The 17,276-nt window shown below is 32.2% G+C and carries 12 protein-coding genes; 8 read left to right on the top strand and 4 right to left on the bottom strand.

Annotation, left to right across the window (positions count from 1 at the left end; all coding sequences use genetic code 11):
• Positions 1–4: 4 nt before the first annotated feature.
• Positions 5–1,315 (top strand): restriction endonuclease subunit S, encoded by a 1,311-nt coding sequence (locus DWX74_RS07395; RefSeq protein ID WP_118549404.1) that lies wholly within the window; start codon positions 5–7, stop codon positions 1,313–1,315.
• Between the two features lie 6 nt (positions 1,316–1,321).
• Complete coding sequence (locus tag DWX74_RS07390) at positions 1,322–4,663, top strand: DEAD/DEAH box helicase family protein (RefSeq protein WP_334294638.1); 3,342 nt, start codon at positions 1,322–1,324, stop codon at positions 4,661–4,663.
• Between the two features lie 94 nt (positions 4,664–4,757).
• Here DWX74_RS07390 and DWX74_RS07385 read toward each other — a convergent pair whose 3' ends face one another.
• The 3 genes from DWX74_RS07385 to DWX74_RS07375 form a co-directional block, all read right to left on the bottom strand.
• Positions 4,758–5,915 (bottom strand): hypothetical protein, encoded by a 1,158-nt coding sequence (locus tag DWX74_RS07385; RefSeq protein ID WP_118549403.1) that lies wholly within the window; start codon positions 5,913–5,915, stop codon positions 4,758–4,760.
• Entirely contained in the window at positions 5,912–6,427 is a 516-nt protein-coding gene (locus DWX74_RS07380) for a DUF4365 domain-containing protein (RefSeq protein ID WP_286164268.1), read from the bottom strand. The genes DWX74_RS07385 and DWX74_RS07380 overlap by 4 nt, the downstream gene beginning before the upstream one ends.
• A 78-nt stretch (positions 6,428–6,505) precedes the next feature.
• Positions 6,506–7,351, bottom strand: a complete 846-nt coding sequence (locus DWX74_RS07375; protein ID WP_118549402.1) for a DMT family transporter — start codon at positions 7,349–7,351, stop codon at positions 6,506–6,508.
• A 242-nt stretch (positions 7,352–7,593) separates the two neighbouring features.
• Between DWX74_RS07375 and DWX74_RS07370 the strand changes: the two genes are divergently transcribed.
• Positions 7,594–8,244: a DUF1847 domain-containing protein gene (locus DWX74_RS07370; RefSeq protein WP_118549401.1), complete on the top strand. Its 651-nt coding sequence runs from the start codon at positions 7,594–7,596 to the stop codon at positions 8,242–8,244.
• 143 nt (positions 8,245–8,387) lie between these two features.
• Entirely contained in the window at positions 8,388–9,326 is a 939-nt protein-coding gene (locus tag DWX74_RS07365) for a DUF4253 domain-containing protein (RefSeq protein ID WP_118549400.1), read from the top strand.
• 465 nt (positions 9,327–9,791) lie between these two features.
• On the opposite strand, the gene DWX74_RS07360 is transcribed toward DWX74_RS07365, so the two are convergent.
• Complete coding sequence (locus DWX74_RS07360) at positions 9,792–10,286, bottom strand: nitroreductase family protein (protein ID WP_118549399.1); 495 nt, start codon at positions 10,284–10,286, stop codon at positions 9,792–9,794.
• A gap of 259 nt (positions 10,287–10,545) precedes the next feature.
• Here DWX74_RS07360 and DWX74_RS07355 point away from each other — a divergent pair, with 259 nt between their 5' ends.
• The 4 genes from DWX74_RS07355 (at position 10,546) to DWX74_RS07340 (ending at position 17,050) form a co-directional block, all read left to right on the top strand.
• On the top strand, positions 10,546–11,808 hold the full coding sequence (locus tag DWX74_RS07355; RefSeq protein ID WP_118549398.1) for a D-alanyl-D-alanine carboxypeptidase family protein: 1,263 nt from the start codon (positions 10,546–10,548) through the stop codon (positions 11,806–11,808).
• A 39-nt stretch (positions 11,809–11,847) separates the two neighbouring features.
• Positions 11,848–12,783: a phosphoglycerate dehydrogenase gene (locus DWX74_RS07350; protein ID WP_118549397.1), complete on the top strand. Its 936-nt coding sequence runs from the start codon at positions 11,848–11,850 to the stop codon at positions 12,781–12,783.
• Between the two features lie 701 nt (positions 12,784–13,484).
• The gene (locus DWX74_RS07345; RefSeq protein ID WP_118549396.1) at positions 13,485–15,320 is read left to right on the top strand and encodes an NAD(P)-binding protein; all 1,836 of its coding nucleotides are present in this window, start codon (positions 13,485–13,487) and stop codon (positions 15,318–15,320) included.
• Positions 15,314–17,050, top strand: coding sequence for an NADH-dependent [FeFe] hydrogenase, group A6 (locus DWX74_RS07340; RefSeq protein ID WP_118549395.1), 1,737 nt, complete (start codon positions 15,314–15,316; stop codon positions 17,048–17,050). The genes DWX74_RS07345 and DWX74_RS07340 overlap by 7 nt, the downstream gene beginning before the upstream one ends.
• The last annotated feature ends 226 nt before the right edge of the window (positions 17,051–17,276 follow it).

The following is a 17,276-nucleotide window of genomic DNA, read 5'->3' as shown; positions in this document are numbered from 1 at the left end:
GAGTATGGAGAATAGTGTTGAAAAACTAATTGAAAAAATTAATTTTGAAAAAGAAAAAGCTATTGAAAATGGTATTATTCGAAAGGAAAAACCTCAAAAGGAAATTTCTGATAGAGAAAAATATTGTAAATTACCAGATACTTGGATATGGATTAGATTAGGCGATTACTGCTTAAAAGCAACAGATTATGTTGCAAGTGGTAGTTTTGCTTCGATAAAGGAAAATGTCAATTATTATAATACTGAAAATTATGCAATAATGGTTAAAACAGCAGATTTTGCTAATAATTTTACAAAAAATTTAACTTATACAGATGAAAGCAGTTATAAATTTTTATCGAACTCAAATCTATTTGGAGGAGAGCTTATTTTAAGCAACATTGGATCTATAGGAAAAGTATTTAAAGTACCTTACTTGAATAAGCCGATGACATTGGCTTCTAATACAATTATGATAAAGTTTACGGATGATAAATTGGCAGATTATATGTATTATTACTTCAAATCAAATTATGGTCAAAATGCTATAAAATCTATATCATCAGGAACATCAATGTTAAAATTCAATAAAACACAATTAAAAACTTTACCAATTCCAATTCCATCAATAGAAATACAGGAAAAAATAGTAACTGCATTAGACAAAGCACAATCTTTAATTGATAAAAAGAGAGAGCAGATAGAATTATTAGATGAATTAGTAAAATCTAGATTTATTGAAATGTTTGGAGATCCTGTAAGTAATTTAAAGGATTGGAAAAAACAGAAAATCAATGAAGTTGCACCAGTATCAAATTATAAAGGTGAATTTAATGAAGAAAAAATATGGCTACTTAATTTAGATATGGTTGAATCTAACTCAGGGAGAATAATAGATTTTAATTATGTTGATAAGGAAGAAATAGGTAGTTCTACTTGTACTTTTGACACAAGTAATGTACTTTATTCAAAATTAAGACCATATTTAAATAAAGTAGTAATTCCTGAGAGAATAGGATATGCAACATCAGAGATGATACCATTAAAACCAAATAAAAAAGTATTAAATAGAGAATATTTAACATATTCACTAAGAAATAAATCCTTTGTTGATTATATAAGTGAGAAAGTATCTGGTGCAAAAATGCCTAGAGTAGTAATGAACGACTTTAAAAATTTTGAATTACCTATTCCACCAATAGAGCTACAAAATGAATTCGCAGAATTCGTAACACAAATAGACTCAATCCGTTCAAAAATGGAATCAAGTCTATCAGAACTAGAAGACAACTTCAACTCACTAATGCAAAAAGCATTCAAAGCAGAACTATTCTAAGAGGGGGTGAAAATTTTGAATAACTTCGACTTTCTACTAAATAACAAAAACTTTTCAAGCTTCAGTAATGCATGCATCGAAGCCGAAAAAGCAATGTCGATAAGTCCTGCAAACTGTGCAATCCTATCAAGAAGAGCGCTAGAACTAGCAGTGAAATGGCTATATGCAAACGATGATTATTTAAAATTACCATACCAAGACAACCTTAGCTCCCTTATACACAGCAGAAGTTTTTTAGAGCTTGTAGATTTTGAAATGCCGAACCTTCTAAAATACATTGTAAAGCTTGGGAACAACTCAGTTCACACAAACACAATGATTACTAGAGAAGAGGCAATTCTTTCTCTTCACAACCTTCATCAGTTTGTGAGCTGGATAGATTATTGCTATTCAGATGAATACACAGCATCGGATTTTGATGAGGAGCTTATAGATAAAGAAGAGAACAAGAGAACAAATCCTGAGGTGCTTAAAAAAATCTATGAAGAACAAGCATCAAAGGATAAAAAGCTTGAGCAGATGATCAAAGAAAATGAAGAGCTAAGAAAGCAATTAACAGAAAAAAGGGAACTAAAAAAAGAAGACTACAATTTCAATATAGACAATATTAGCGAATTTGAAACAAGAAAGAGATACATAGACATCGAGCTAAAATCTCTGGGGTGGGATTTTAATAGAGATATTAGAGAAGAGCTTGAGGTCAGAGGTATGCCAAACGACACAGGTCTAGGATATGCAGATTATGTTCTATTTGGCGATAACGGAAAACCACTAGCAGTTATCGAGGCAAAGGGGACTTCAAAAGATGCAAAAGTTGGTCAGCAGCAAGCTAAACTTTACGCCGATTGTATAGAAAATCAGTATGGACAAAGACCAGTTATATTTTTGAGCAACGGATATGAAAATTATATCTGGGATGATTACAATGGATATTCTGAGAGAAGGATTTACGGATTCTACAAAAAATCAGAGCTACAACTGATGATTGACAGAAGAAAGAACAAAAAGCCTTTAAACAAAATTGTTGTAAAAGATGAGATTTCTAATAGATATTATCAGAAAGAGGCGATTCAAAACGTTTGTGAGGCACTTGAAAAAAGACAGAGAAAGATGCTGCTTGTTTGTGCGACAGGTACAGGAAAGACTAGAACAGCTATTTCTTTAGTGGATGTGCTTTCAAATCACAACTGGGTTAAAAATGTTCTGTTTTTAGCGGATAGAAAGGCGCTTGTGAAGCAGGCAAAGAACAATTTTTCTAAGTTGCTTCCTCATATGCCGCTTTGCAATATGCTAGATAGCAAGGACAATCCAGAAGAAGCAAGGATAGTATTTTCAACTTATCCAACTATGATGAATTCAATAGATGATACTAAGTCTAAGGATGGAAAGTTACTTTTCACTCCTGGATATTTTGATTTGATTATTGTCGATGAGAGTCATAGATCAATTTATAATAAGTATAAGCATATTTTTGATTATTTTGATGCTTATTTGGTTGGACTTACTGCTACACCTAAGGACGAGATAGACAAGAATACTTATAGTGTTTTTGATTTGGAAAATGGTGTGCCGACTTACGCTTATGAGTATGAAAAGGCGGTTGAGGACGGATATCTTGTAGATTACACTACTTTAGAGTTTAAGACTAGGGTTATGGAAGAGGGTATTTCTTATGATAGTTTATCAGAGGAAGAAAAGGCTCGTTATGAGGAAACTTTTGACGACGATGATAGTGTAGGAGATTATATTGGAAATTCGGCGATTAATAAATGGCTTTTCAATGCCGATACGATAGATATGGTTATTAAAAATCTTATGGAAAAAGGTCTTAAAATAGAAGGTGGAGATAAATTAGGAAAGACAATTATCTTTGCAAATAATAAAAGGCACGCTCAGCGGATTGTTGAGAGATTTAATACAATTCTTCCAGAGTACGGTGGAGATTTTATCAAAGCTATCTACAATGATGTTAGTTATGTTGATAGTTTGATAGATGATTTTTCTGAAAAGGATAGGATGCCACAGATTGCGGTGTCTGTAGATATGCTAGATACTGGGATTGATGTTCCAGAAGTTTTGAATCTTGTGTTCTTTAAAAAAGTTAGAAGTAAGACTAAGTTCTGGCAGATGATTGGTAGGGGAACTAGACTTTGTCCAGAGCTTTTGGGTGTTGGTCAGAACAAGGAATGTTTCTTGATTTTGGATTTCTGCAATAATTTTGAGTTCTTTAGGGTTAATCCTAATGGAAACGAAACTAAAAATGTTCAAACATTGACTCAGAGAGTTTTAAATGTGAAGGTAGATATTATCAGAGAGCTGCAGGATATTAGTTATTCTTCAGATGAGGATTATGCTGAGTTTAGAGATAATTTGGTTGATGAGATGATTGGATATATTAAGGGGCTAAATAGAGAGAGCTTTATGGTTAAGCCTAGTCTGAGATATGTAGATAAGTATAGAGATAAGTCTGCTTGGAATGGGCTTGGAGCTATTGATATAGCTGAGATTAAGGAATATATAACACCTATAATAAAGCTAGATGATGATAATGAATTTGCAAAGAGATTTGATATTCTTATGTATACAATTCAGCTTGCTAGCTTAAATGGAAGCAATGCGAGTGCTAATATTAAGAGCGTTATTGATACAGCAGAGAAGCTTTCAAGACTTGGAAGTATTCCACAGGTTATGGAGAAGAAGTATATTATCGAAAAAGTTATGACTGAAGAATTCTGGGAAGATGTTGATATTTTCAATCTTGAAGAGGTTAGGGAAGCACTTAGAGATTTAATTCGTTTCTTGGAAAAAGAGGTGCAAAAGATATACTACACTAATTTTGAGGATGAGATAATCGCTGAGGAAAGTAATGGCTCTATTTACAATGTAAACGACTTGAAGAATTATAAGAAGAAGGTAGAGCATTATCTTAAGGAGCATAGAGATGATTTGGCTATTTACAAGCTTAGAAATAATAAGAAGCTGACAGAGCAAGATTTTGAAACTTTGGAAGATGTTCTGTTTAAGCAGCTTGGTACTAAGTCTGATTATGAGAGAGAGTATCGGGATAAGCCTGTAGGAAAGATGATTAGAGAAATTGTTGGACTGGATATTAATGCAGCTAATGAGATTTTCTCTGAGTTTTTGAATAGTCAGGATTTGAACGCCAATCAGATTCATTTTGTTAAGCTGATTGTTGATTATGTTGTTAAGAATGGGGTTATGGATAAAGCTGTTTTAAAAGAAGAACCATTTAGAACTGCTGGAGGAATTACTATTTTTAGAGAAGTAAGAGAAGTACAAATGAAGCTTATAAAGAAAATTGATGAGATAAATGAAAATGCAATGTAAGATTAAAAATATAAAAAATAATTATATTTAATAAATAATAAGAAGAGTATGTATAGATTTTACATACTCTTCTTGTTTAATTAAACTTAATATATTATTCTAGTATAGCAAATGACTCACATGTCATTAAGCGTTTTCGTCCTCCTGTATTTTCAATATCACCTATTATTTCAACATGATTTCCAGACTCATGAGCTTCAAGAGCTTTATTATAATCATCTTTTTCGAGAAGAACATTTATAGTTCTTCTGTTATTATTTTCATCTAAATAGACAATTGAAACTTTTCCAGTTTTTCTCTTAGATGCATCTGGTATAGATTCTAATTTTTTTATTCTTCCAACTATTTTTGTGTGTGTATTAATTGTTTCTTTTAATTTATCTATAGTTGATATTATTGGTTGATAATAATCATTTGATATAGAAATCTTATCTATTTTAAAACGATTAGATTTTACAACCGGAGACCATTGAGCAATAAACTCAACAGTTGTATCTGAAGAATCAATATTTAAACCAGCTAATGCTTCATAAAAGTTAGTGCTAATTATTGTATTTTTATCACTGGAAATTAATTTTTCTAATTCATCATTATCAATATTTTCTTTAATTGTTGTAATATTTCTCATAATTCTATTTGTTACCTTGCGTGTTAATGAGTTGGCGCATTGTTCCTCATCAGAAAAAATACTAAGTTGTTTATATTCCTCTGAATCATCTAATTCTGCAAATGGGCATACAACTGAAATGACATAACTTCCAATTTCTGTTTGGCCAAACTTACAATTACTTACAAACTTTGATACAACATCATCTTGCCTACCCTGATGATAAGGTTTAGGATGAAGAACATCTTGAGCAGTTGCAGCTATTAATTTCTTTGTATTTTCAAAAAGACTTATTGCATCATCAAATGATATACTTCCAGATTCAATATAATTTTTCTGAAGTCTGATTTTTAATATATCTGTATTAGGATTAAGTAGATATAACATAAGTTGTTCTGTAGATTGTCCTTCTACAAGAGCAATTTGTTCAATTGAGTCATACATTGCTTGCTTATAATCAGATAAAGTTTTATCTAATGGAATGATAACTTGATAAAATTCATCTTCAGCTGTATACTTTTGAAATATTTTAATATATTCTTTTTTTGTTTTAAATTGTGTCCAACCAGTATCTTTTAAATATTTTGATACAGCAAGAGGATTTATTTTTTCAGTTAAATCCAAAAAATTAACTGAATAAATCATGGCCATTCCTCCTTTGCTATTTTTTCTAATATATTTAATAGAGTATCCTTATTGATAATATTTTTCTTGTCTATACTTACACTTACTGAGCTTGTATTATTAGACAATTGTTTACTAGAAAAATCAGCCCAGTACATAGTACCTTTAATTAAAAGTTCTTCTTTGGACCATTTTACCCATTCACTTTCTTCTTCTGGTAATATTAAAAGAGCCAAAATTATAGGTGTTGTACATCTAGAACATAAATCATTATAGTTTTTAACTTTTAATGAATACTTTATTTCTGAATCTGTATCAGAATATTGTGATTTAGAAGAAGTACATTTCAATTGAATTCTTAAAGATGACATATAACATCCATCAATAAAATTAAACTTTTTTTTAACTATAGCATCGGTGCTATCATGATCATGCCTCTGAATATCAAATGAAATACCAGCACTAGCACAAATAGCAGACATATAACTGATATGAATATCTTCTTTATCATTTGTAGAAAGCATATTTTTCATTTTTATTCCCCCACGTTCTTAATTTGAGGTAATTATATCATAAATTTCAGATTTATCAATATAATAATATAAATTTATTTAAACAACTATACTCGCTATAATCAACACTGCTCCAATAATCCCCTTAACAGTAAGAGTCTCACCCAAGAACAACGCTCCTAAAACAGCGACAGTAATAGGGTTTAACGCACAAAGCACACTCGCTCTCTCTGCAGTAGTCCCACTCTGGGCATAAGGTTGAAGTGTAAAGCCAAACACACTGCATATAATTGCCAGATACAACATATAAGTCCACTCAATTCCAGTCGCAGGAAGTGCAGGAGTTTCAAATATAAATGCTGCAATAAGCGAAAGAATTCCCATCGTACCCACCTGATAAATACCAACTCTTATCGGATCTGCCTTGTCAGCAACTTTAGAAGTCAAGATAATTGTACCTGCATAAGTCAGAGCTGTCATCATTCCAAGCAAATCGCCAAAGTTGAACTCAAATCCCTCAGGCTTGAAGTTAAGAAGAACTATCCCTATTCCGCACATAAAGAACATCAAAATTGTTTTCTTATCTGGAAATTTTCTGGTCATAATTGCTAAAATAATCGGAACTATTATAATTGCTGTATTTTCCTCAAATGCTATCGAAACTGAGGTAGTGTATTTAAGTCCTGTTAATTCTAAGAACATAACGACGAAAAATGATGCCCCAACCAAAAATCCGTATAATAAATCGTTTTTGTCGGTCTTTTTAAGTGTTTTAAATCCGATTACTACAAGAACTGCAAATGCAATCATCGACCTAATTCCTAAAAGAGTGAACTGTCCCATATTTTCTAAAAGAAGCTTTAAAAATAGAAACGACGTCGCCCTTGCGATGATAACTGAGCCAAGTAGCACCTCGGAAGCTTTTCTATTAAGAGGTTTTGCCATAATCTAATTCCTTTCTAAAAATAATCTCACAAAATATAGTATAAAGGCAGATTTTAATAGAGTAAATAAGATTTTAATATAAAAGCAATATAAAAATTATATATAAGATTACAAATTGACAACAAAGTATTATTTGATTTTTGAATATAAATATAAAAATATTATTACTTGAAATAAGAGGAATATCGATAAAAAAAGATAATATTAGAAGTAAGGTCAAATTTTTTTTAGGGGGATTTAGTATGGAAAAGAAAGAATTAACTTGTATAGACTGTTTTGTCACTAATTGCAACAAAGAGGACAAGGAGTTTCCTGATTTTTGCTTAACAACAAATATGGACGAAGATGTGCTAAATGAAGCAATGGAACTTTATAAAGAGGACGAAAATCGTCGCTCAATGATAGCTGCTGGTGAAGTTGAGCACGACCATTATTGCCAGTACACAAGAGTTGAGGAAATAATGGCTTATGCTAGAAAAATGGGAATGAAAAAGCTTGGAATAGCTACTTGTGTTGGTCTAATCAGTGAGAGTAGAAAACTTGCTTCAATCCTAAGATACAACGGATTTGAAGTTTACGGTGTGGCTTGTAAGGTTGGTACTCAGAAGAAGGTTGACGTCGGTATCCCAGAGAGATGCAACGAAATCGGTGAAAACATGTGCAACCCAATTCTTCAGGCTAAGCTTTTAAATGAAGCTGGAACTGAGCTAAATATTGTGATGGGGCTATGTGTAGGGCACGATAGCTTATTCTACAAATACTCTGATGCATTAGTTACAACTGGTGTGACAAAAGACAGAGTGACAGGACATAACCCAGTTGCTGCTATTTACGGAGCTGATTTCTACTTTAAAAAGAGATTTTTCCCACCAAAAGATGAAGAAGAAAAATAGAACTAGGTGAGTGAAAATCGACAAAATTAAGATAGATTGGTGATTATTCTGCTGAAAATACGACTTTCTTGAAAAAATAATCTATGAAGTATATACTTTTAATTGAGTAGTTATAAAAAATAAGACCTTTTTAGGAGGCTTTTATGTTGATAAATAAATTAAAAGAACTAATAGAAAATGAAAAAAACTACATAGAAAATATACCTAGTGAGATAGAGAGCTCAGAAAATAAAATTCCTATTGAGCAGGAAATGTCTAAGCAAGCAAAGATAATGAAGAGTTTTTTAAACTGCAATTGTAAATATTATCCACTAAATACTGAGGATAACGATATCATATGTGGATATCTTGAGTCGCTTCAAAGGTCAAAAGAGGAGCATTTTATCCCTATTATTGTGGATATAAGTGATAATTTACTAGATGCTGTTATTATGAATACTGTTGTAGACAGTGACGACGATTCTGAGAGCATAATGGACTTGGGAATTAGGGAGAATAAAAAAAGAGATGAGTTCTTCAAGAATGGAATAATAGACTTTGAAACCAGTGAAGTGATAGAAAGATATAGAAAAAATATGGTTTCTAAGGACTTTTCTGCTGGAAAAGATCTATTAGACGAGATGATTGAGAATAATAGAGAATATTTTGGTGGATATGAGCTTGAAAAGGACGAGCTTGAGGTAGAAGATGATCCAACTGCTGATGTGGATGATTTAGATTTTGAAGATGAAATGGAAAAGCATGGAGAAATCCTAATTGCAGAAATTCCTGTGGAAAATCCTTGGGAAATATTTGCATATATTCCATTTGGTGGTTGGAATGATTGCCCAGGAAATGAGGATATTATGTCGATTTCTAAGTATTGGTTTGAAAAATACGGAGCAATTCCTTTTGAAATAAGTCATAACACTCTTGAATATATAGTTGAAAAACCTGTTGATGATGAGGATAAAATCAGATTCACAGAAGAATTTTACGCATTTTGTCCAGACAGTGTGGACAAATATATGGAAAACTTTAATATAGATAAATTGGCTAAAAAAATATATGGGGAAAAAATCTGGCATTTCTGCTGGAATTAAATCAAAATTTATACGTTAATTTCTCTCAGGGATTGAAGTCATAGACAAACTCCTCTCCAGCTTCGACGTGTGTACAAGTAAATTGTTTCATTGTAAACAAACCTCACGTCTCCAGATTGTCGAGAGAGTTTTGTCTATGCACTTCAATCCACTAAGTTAGATATTATCCCTATAAAATTCGATTTGAGCAGAACCTGAGGATAACCGATGTAATATTTTCAACAAGTCCTTTTGTTTCAATATGTTATAAATTTACTAGCTTGCTAAATGATGATTAAATCAAAACTTTACAAATCTATTTATAAGCTACAGCATATGAGTATATAGACAAAATCACTCGACAATCTGCAGACGTGTATTTTAAATACAACAAAGTATGTTACTCACACACACGTCGAAGCCTGGAGAAGATTTTGTCTATATACTCTTTGCTGCTCTTAAAATAGATATTCGGTAAATTTTGATTTATTTTACATAATGTATTCTATTTTCTTCAAATCTATCCTGTTGTTCTTTTATGTTTTCTGGATATCCGCAAGCTATTAGTGCAAATGCGCTTAGGTTTTCTGGCATATCTAATACTTTAGCGACATCGTCCATTCTTTCTTTTATTGGGGCGATACCAATCCAAACTGCTCCAAGTCCTAGATGATCTATTTCAAGAAGCATATTTTCTGTGCAAGCAGAGCAGTCTATTTCTCTGTAATCAGCACGAAGAGAGTCGTTTCTGTAGCATACGACAAATGTAACTGCTGATTTTTCAACACTTCCCGCATATTGGCTACATTTTGATAGTTTTTCTAACACTTCTTTATTTTCTACAACGTAGAATTCCCATGGTTGTTGGTTCATTGCAGATGGTGCTGCCATACCAGCTCTTAATATTTTTTCTATTTTTTCCTGTTCTACAGGCTGATTAGTGTACTTTCTTACACTAGTTCTGTGGAATATACTATTCATAAAAATCACTCCTTTTTAAAATCCAAGTAAAAAATTGAACTTATTTAATATTAAAATTCTCTAAAATATAGGTAAATCCTTTAATTTTTTGTATAAATATTAATTTTTGTACAGATTTATATTTTTGATTCCAAAATAGATTTTTTAAATCTAAAGATTGGTCTCTATTTCTATACAGTATACAAATTTTGTAGTAAAATAAAAAAAGATATGTGTTTTAGGTGAGATAATTAAAATTATAATTAGTAAAGGAGAGAATATGGGAAAAATACTAAAAAAACTAACTGCAATTATGTTGGCTGTACTATTTGTTATACCAGCCACTGGTTATGCAGCCGAAGTAAAGAAAAAGCCGGTTGTAGAGATATACTCTAAAAATTCAATACTAGTAGACCAAAAGACGGGAAGGGTTATAACTTCAAAAGAACCAGATAAACAGGTTCCACTTGCTAGTATTAGTAAGGTTATGACTTTCTATGTTGCTCAGGATGCGATAAAGAACGGAGAAGTTAAAAAAGATGACCTAGTGACAATAGACAAGAAGATGCTAAAAGTTAGCGGATCTACTATGCACCTTAAAGAAGGTGAAAAAGTTAAATTCAACGAGCTTTTAAAAGGGCTAATGATTGTATCTGCAAATGACGGTGCAGTTGCTATTGCATCTCATGTATGTAAAGGCGATGTAGATGCATTTGTTGATAGAATGAACGCAAAAGCTAAAGAATTAGGTATGAAAAATACTTATTTTATAAATCCAAATGGACTACCTATATACGACTGGACTAAAAAAGACGGCGATCCAAAACAGAACCACTCTACAGCTAGAGATATAGCTACTATGACAAAGAACTTACTTGACGATTATGAAGAAGAAACTATTGCTATTACAGATTGCAAGCTTGACCACGATCCTTCAAGAGATTGCAATTACTACAATACAAATCCACTTCTTCATATGCATTCAAATGTAGACGGCTTAAAAACAGGATATACAGATTTAGCAGGATACTGCTTAGTATTTACAGATAAGATGAATTCAGATGGAAAAAGCGACATAGACAACAGAATGATAGGTGTTGTTATGGGTAACTGGTGCAAAGAGGACAGAGTTCGGTCTGCAAATGCACTTTATAATTTAGGGGAAAATTTTGAAACTAAGCTTATGTGTAAAAAAGGTGAAACTGTTGCAACAGGTAATATAGACAATATATCAGATTTGGATAATATAGATTTACAGCCTAAGAGAGATTGCTACGGTGTTGTTAAAAATAACGAGGATATAACTGAAAAGGTTAGATATGTGAAGATAGACGCTACACCAAATGAAGAAACTACTGTGGCGTACCTAGATTACATAGACCAGTACGGAGATGTTATACAGTCTGTACCTCTTATTAGCAGCAATTTAGAGCATATTTCGCTTGTTTCAAGGGCAAAATTAATGGGTAATAAGATAAAGAGATTATTCAATATGGACAAAACAGATGAGAAAAAGGAGCTACCATATACAGTAGTTGTTTAGTCTGTAGAAAAGTTATATAGGTTAAATTGGGGTGTTATTATGAAATTACTTATTACTAAAAAATTCGACGATGAAAAGATGAAGATGATAGAAGACCTTGGATATGAGATAGTTTTTATGGAGGATAGAAAGCTTCAAAATACTCCAGAGGTGAACAGCGTTGATGTTGCCTATGTTTATTACTATACTTCTAGGCTTGATTATTCTCAGATGAAGAATTTAAAATTCCTGCAGCTTGCTAGTGTAGGATTTGATCATATTCCAAAGGAAGTTTTTGTAGAAAATAATATATACCTTTCAAATAATAACGGAGGATATAGTGTTCCTATTGCAGAATTTGCGGTGATGAACGTGTTAAATATATACAAGAATTCTAAAAAGTTCTTCAAAAATCAGGACGAATCTTTATGGAAGGTTGATATGTCCCTTTTAGAATTAGTAGGTAAGAGAGCTGGTATTTTAGGTACTGGTGGAATTGGTATGGAAACTGCCAAGAGATTAAAGGCTTTTGGTGTTGAGGTATGGGGTGTTAATACTTCTGGAAGAGATGTAGAATACTTCGATAAATGTTTCAAATCAGAAGATATGGATATTATTTTTAAAGAGTGCGATATTGTAATCGCAGTTATGCCTTCAACAAAGGAAACAGAAAGAATGATTAATAGAGATAAGTTTGAAATGATGAAGGAAGGTTCTGTGTTTATGAATTTAGGCAGAGGAAATCTTGTAAACTTAGATGATTTAGAAGAGTATGCGCCTAAGTTTAGAGGGATTGCACTAGATGTTTTTGATAAGGAACCATTATCAAAAGAGAGATCTCTTTGGAATGTAGAAAATCTTATAATAACTCCACATAATTCTTGGGTATCTGATAGAAATGAAGAGAGGCTTTTTGAAAATGTTTATAGAAATCTAAAAGCATTTATTGAAACAGGCAAGCCTGAAAAATATGTCGATGTAATGAGGGGATATTAAATTGGCATAAAAATTATTGAAAATTAGTGTGAAAAATTTGATTGGATTAATATTTTTTTGATATTGATTTATGAAAAATATTAAGAAAATATTATTAAAATTTGTAGATTTATAAAAAAAATCTATTTAATTTTTGAAGAATAAAAATAAAATTTGAAATAATAAATTTAAGAAATATTGCACAGCTGAGAAAAAATTTGATTTTTTGGCTGTGCATTTTTTTAAGTAAAAATAAAATTATATTTAAAAAAACTAAAAAAGAAATTGTGGTTAAATATGTTACGTTATACTTAGTATATAAAAGTAGAATTGAGGACTTTTCTGAAAATTCTTTTAAAAGTACAATGATATAGAAAAAAACTATAAAAATAAATTTTTTTAAAGGTAGTATTGAATATATAAAAAATCAATGAAAATAAAGAAATATATTAAAAAAATAAAATTAATAAAAAACACTTTTAAAGAAAGAAAAATAAAAATTAAGCTTAAAAATGAAAAAATAAATTGCAAAAATTTCAATTTAGAATTAGAAATTATACAGTAAAACCTTTCAAAATATCATATTATAAAACTATGTTGAGAATAATAGTAATTAACAAAGTAAAAAAGAAAAGGTTTTTTATAGTAAAAAAATATGTTAAAATTATATATAGTTTTAATGAATCTTAAAAACAAATTAACTTTATATTGGAGGATATGTGATGAGCAGACTTATACTTACAACACCAAACAGTGCTCAGAAAGTAGTAGACGGTCTTTATAAAGACTTAGAAAGAAGACTAGAAGCTGGACCATCAGCACTATGTCCAGTTGATTTATCTTTATCTTTCTTAACTATGTGTCATGCCCAGTCTTGTGGAAAATGTGTTCCATGTAGAGTTGGACTTGAACAGTTAAAAGCACTATTAACAGACGTTTTAGAGGGAGAAGCAGATTTAGAAACTATAGACTTAATAGAAAAAACAGCTAAAGTTATAGTAAATTCTGCTGATTGTGCAATAGGATACGAAGCAGCTAGAATGGTTCTACAGGGAGTCCAGGGCTTCAGAGACGATTACGTTTCTCATATAGAACATGGAGTATGTTCTCAGTCATTTAAAGACCAGGCAGTTCCTTGTGTTGCTCTATGTCCAGCAGGAGTTGATATTCCAGGATATATAGCACTTGTTAGAGAAGGAAGATACCGGGATGCAATAAGATTAATAAGAAAAGACAACCCATTCCCAACAGCTTGTGCTCTTGTTTGTGAACATCCATGTGAAGCAAAATGTAGAAGAAATATGATAGATGACTCTATAAATATAAAAGGTATAAAAAGATTTGCAGCTGATAATGCAGGAATTGTTCCAGCACCAGAATGTGCACCATCAACAGGTAAAAAAGTTGCAATAGTAGGTGGAGGACCAGGAGGTCTTACTGCTGCATACTTCTTATCATTAATGGGACACAAAGCAGTTGTATTTGAAAAAGAACATAAATTAGGAGGAATGCTTCACTTTGGTATACCAGAATACCGTCTACCAGAAGCAAGACTTCATGAAGATATAGACGCTATATTATCTACAGGAGTAGAAGTTAAATACGGTGTTAATATAGGAAAAGACGTTACATTAAAAGAATTACAGGATGAGTACGATGCAATGTTCATAACAATAGGTGCTCAGCTTGACAAAAAACTTAATATGGAAGGTGAAGACAGCGAAGGAGTTGTATCTGCTGTTGAAATGCTTCACAATATAGGTCTAGGTGAAAAACCAGACTTCACAGGTAAAAAAGTAGCTGTTATCGGTGGAGGTAACGTTGCAATGGATGCTGCTAGATCTTCAGTAAGATTAGGAGCAGATGAAGTTAAGATAGTTTATAGAAGAAGAAAAGACGATATGACAGCTCTTCTTGAAGAAATAGAAGGTGCAGAAGCAGAAGGATGCGAACTTGTTACACTTCAGGCTCCAGCTAGAGTTGAAGCTGATGAAAATGGAAAAGTTGTTGCACTTTGGACTCAGCCTCAGTTAATAGGAAAAGTTGATAGAGGTAGACCAAAACCAGTAAAAGCTAACTTACCAGAAGAAAGAATAGAATGTGATATAGTAATAGTTGCTATAGGACAGAATATAGATTACAAAGATTGTGAAGACTTCGGTATACCAACTAAATGGGGTAATTTAATATCTTTAGATGATACTTCAATAAAAGGAATGCCAGGAGTATTTACAGGTGGGGACTGTGCAACAGGACCATCTACTGTTATAAAAGCTATAGCTGCAGGTAAAACAGCTGCTGCTAATATAGACCAGTATCTTGGATTCAACCACAAAATAGAATGTGATGTAGAAATACCACAGCCTAGATTAGAAAATAAACCAGCTTGTGGTAGAGTTAATATAACTGAAAAACCAGCATCAGAAAGAAAAACTAACTTTGAAGAAATTGAATGTGGCATGACTTGTGAAGGTGCTATGCAGGAAGCTTCAAGATGTTTAAGATGTGATAAATTCGGTTACGGAATATTCAGAGGAGGTAGAGTAGAGAGATGGTAAGACTAACAATAGACGGAATAGCAGTAGAAGTACAGGAAGGTACTAAAATACTAGATGCAGCTGCTCAGGCTGGAATAAAAATACCTACTCTTTGCTTCCTAAAAGATATAAATGAAATAGGTGCTTGTAGAGTATGTGTTGTTGAGGTTGAAGGATGTGACCAGTTAGTTGCAGCATGTAATAATGTTGTAGAAGAAGGAATGGTTATACATACTAATAGCCCAAAAGTAAGAGAAACAAGAAGAGTAAATGTTGAGTTAATATTATCTCAGCATGATTGTAGATGTGCTACATGTGTTAGAAGTGGAAACTGTGAATTACAGACAATTTCTAATGATTTAGGAATAATAGATCTTCCATACAATCAGAAATTCAAGAAAAAACCTTGGAATAAAGATTTCCCACTTATAAGAGATTCTTCAAAATGTATAAAATGTATGAGATGTGTTCAGGTATGTGAAAATGTACAGAATACTAGAATTTGGGAAGTTGGAAACACTGGTTCAAGAACTGATGTAGTGGTTTCTTTAAATAGAAAAATAGAAGAGTCTGACTGTGCACTTTGTGGTCAGTGTATAACTCACTGTCCAGTAGGGGCTTTAAGAGAAAGAGACGATGTTGATAAAGTATTCGATGCTTTAGCAGATCCAGAAAAAATAACAGTAGTTCAGGTTGCTCCAGCAGTTAGAGCAGCTTGGGGTGAATCTTTAGGACTTGAAAGAGAAGCAGCTACAGTTAAGAGATTAGTTGCAGCTCTTAGAAAAATGGGATTCAACTACATATTTGATACAACATTCAGTGCCGACCTTACTATAATGGAAGAAGGTAGTGAATTTGTTGAAAAACTTAAAAATAAAGAAAACAATAAATTCCCAATGTTTACATCATGTTGTCCAGGTTGGGTAAGATATATGAAATCTCATTACCCAGATATGGTAGAATTATTATCTACTTCAAAATCTCCACAGCAGATGTTCGGGGCTATAGCTAAATCATACTATGCAGAATTATTAGATGTTTCTCCAGATAAGATATACTCAATATCTATAATGCCTTGTATAGCTAAGAAACATGAATGTGATATACCAACAATCAATGATACAGAAGCTGACAAAGATGTAGATGTTGTTATAACTACTAGAGAAGTTGATAGAATGATAAGAGCAGAACATATAGATGTTGCTAATCTTGAAGAAGAAGAATTCGATATGCCACTAGGTGTAGGTACAGGTGCTGGAGTTATATTCGGAGCTACAGGTGGTGTTATGGAAGCAGCATTACGTTCAGCATACTACTTAGTAACTGGTGAAAACCCAGATCCAGATGCATTCAAAGAAGTTAGAGGAATGGATGGATGGAAAGAATCTCAGATAGAAATAAACGGAACTGTTGTTAAGACTGCTGTTACAAGTGGACTTAAAAACACTGATAAATTAATACAGGCTATAAGAAATGGCGAAGTTGAATACGACTTTGTTGAAGTTATGGCTTGTCCTGGTGGATGTTCAGGTGGTGGAGGTCAGCCTATACATTTAGGTCAGACTTCTAACAGAGTAGATAATCTTTATAAATTAGATAAAGAAGCTAATTTAAGATTCTCTCATGAAAACCCATCAATAGTTAAAGTTTATGAAGATTATTTAGGAGCTCCAATGTCAGAAAAAGCTCATAAATTACTTCATACTGATCATGAATCTTGGGATATGCCTTTATCTCCAAAATTTGATTAATTTTATATAGGAAAAATGAGCTGCTGCAAGAAATTGTAGTGGCTCTTTTTATGCTTAAAATTGGAATGAGTATATTTTTAGCGAAAATTTAGCAAGAAACCTTGATATTATATTTTACTCCAGGCTTCGAACTTTGCTTTTCAAGCGAAGTTTTCAAAAGGATGCAAAGTTCTGCGGATTGTCGTTGCAATATAAAGAAGGCTCGGATGTAGGAAAGACATCCAAG

The organism is Peptoclostridium sp. AF21-18 (assembly GCF_003478825.1).
Classification (GTDB): Bacteria; Bacillota; Clostridia; order Peptostreptococcales; family Peptostreptococcaceae; genus Peptacetobacter.
Note: the sequence above shows the minus strand (reverse complement) of the source record. Positions and strands in the feature narration are given on the sequence as shown.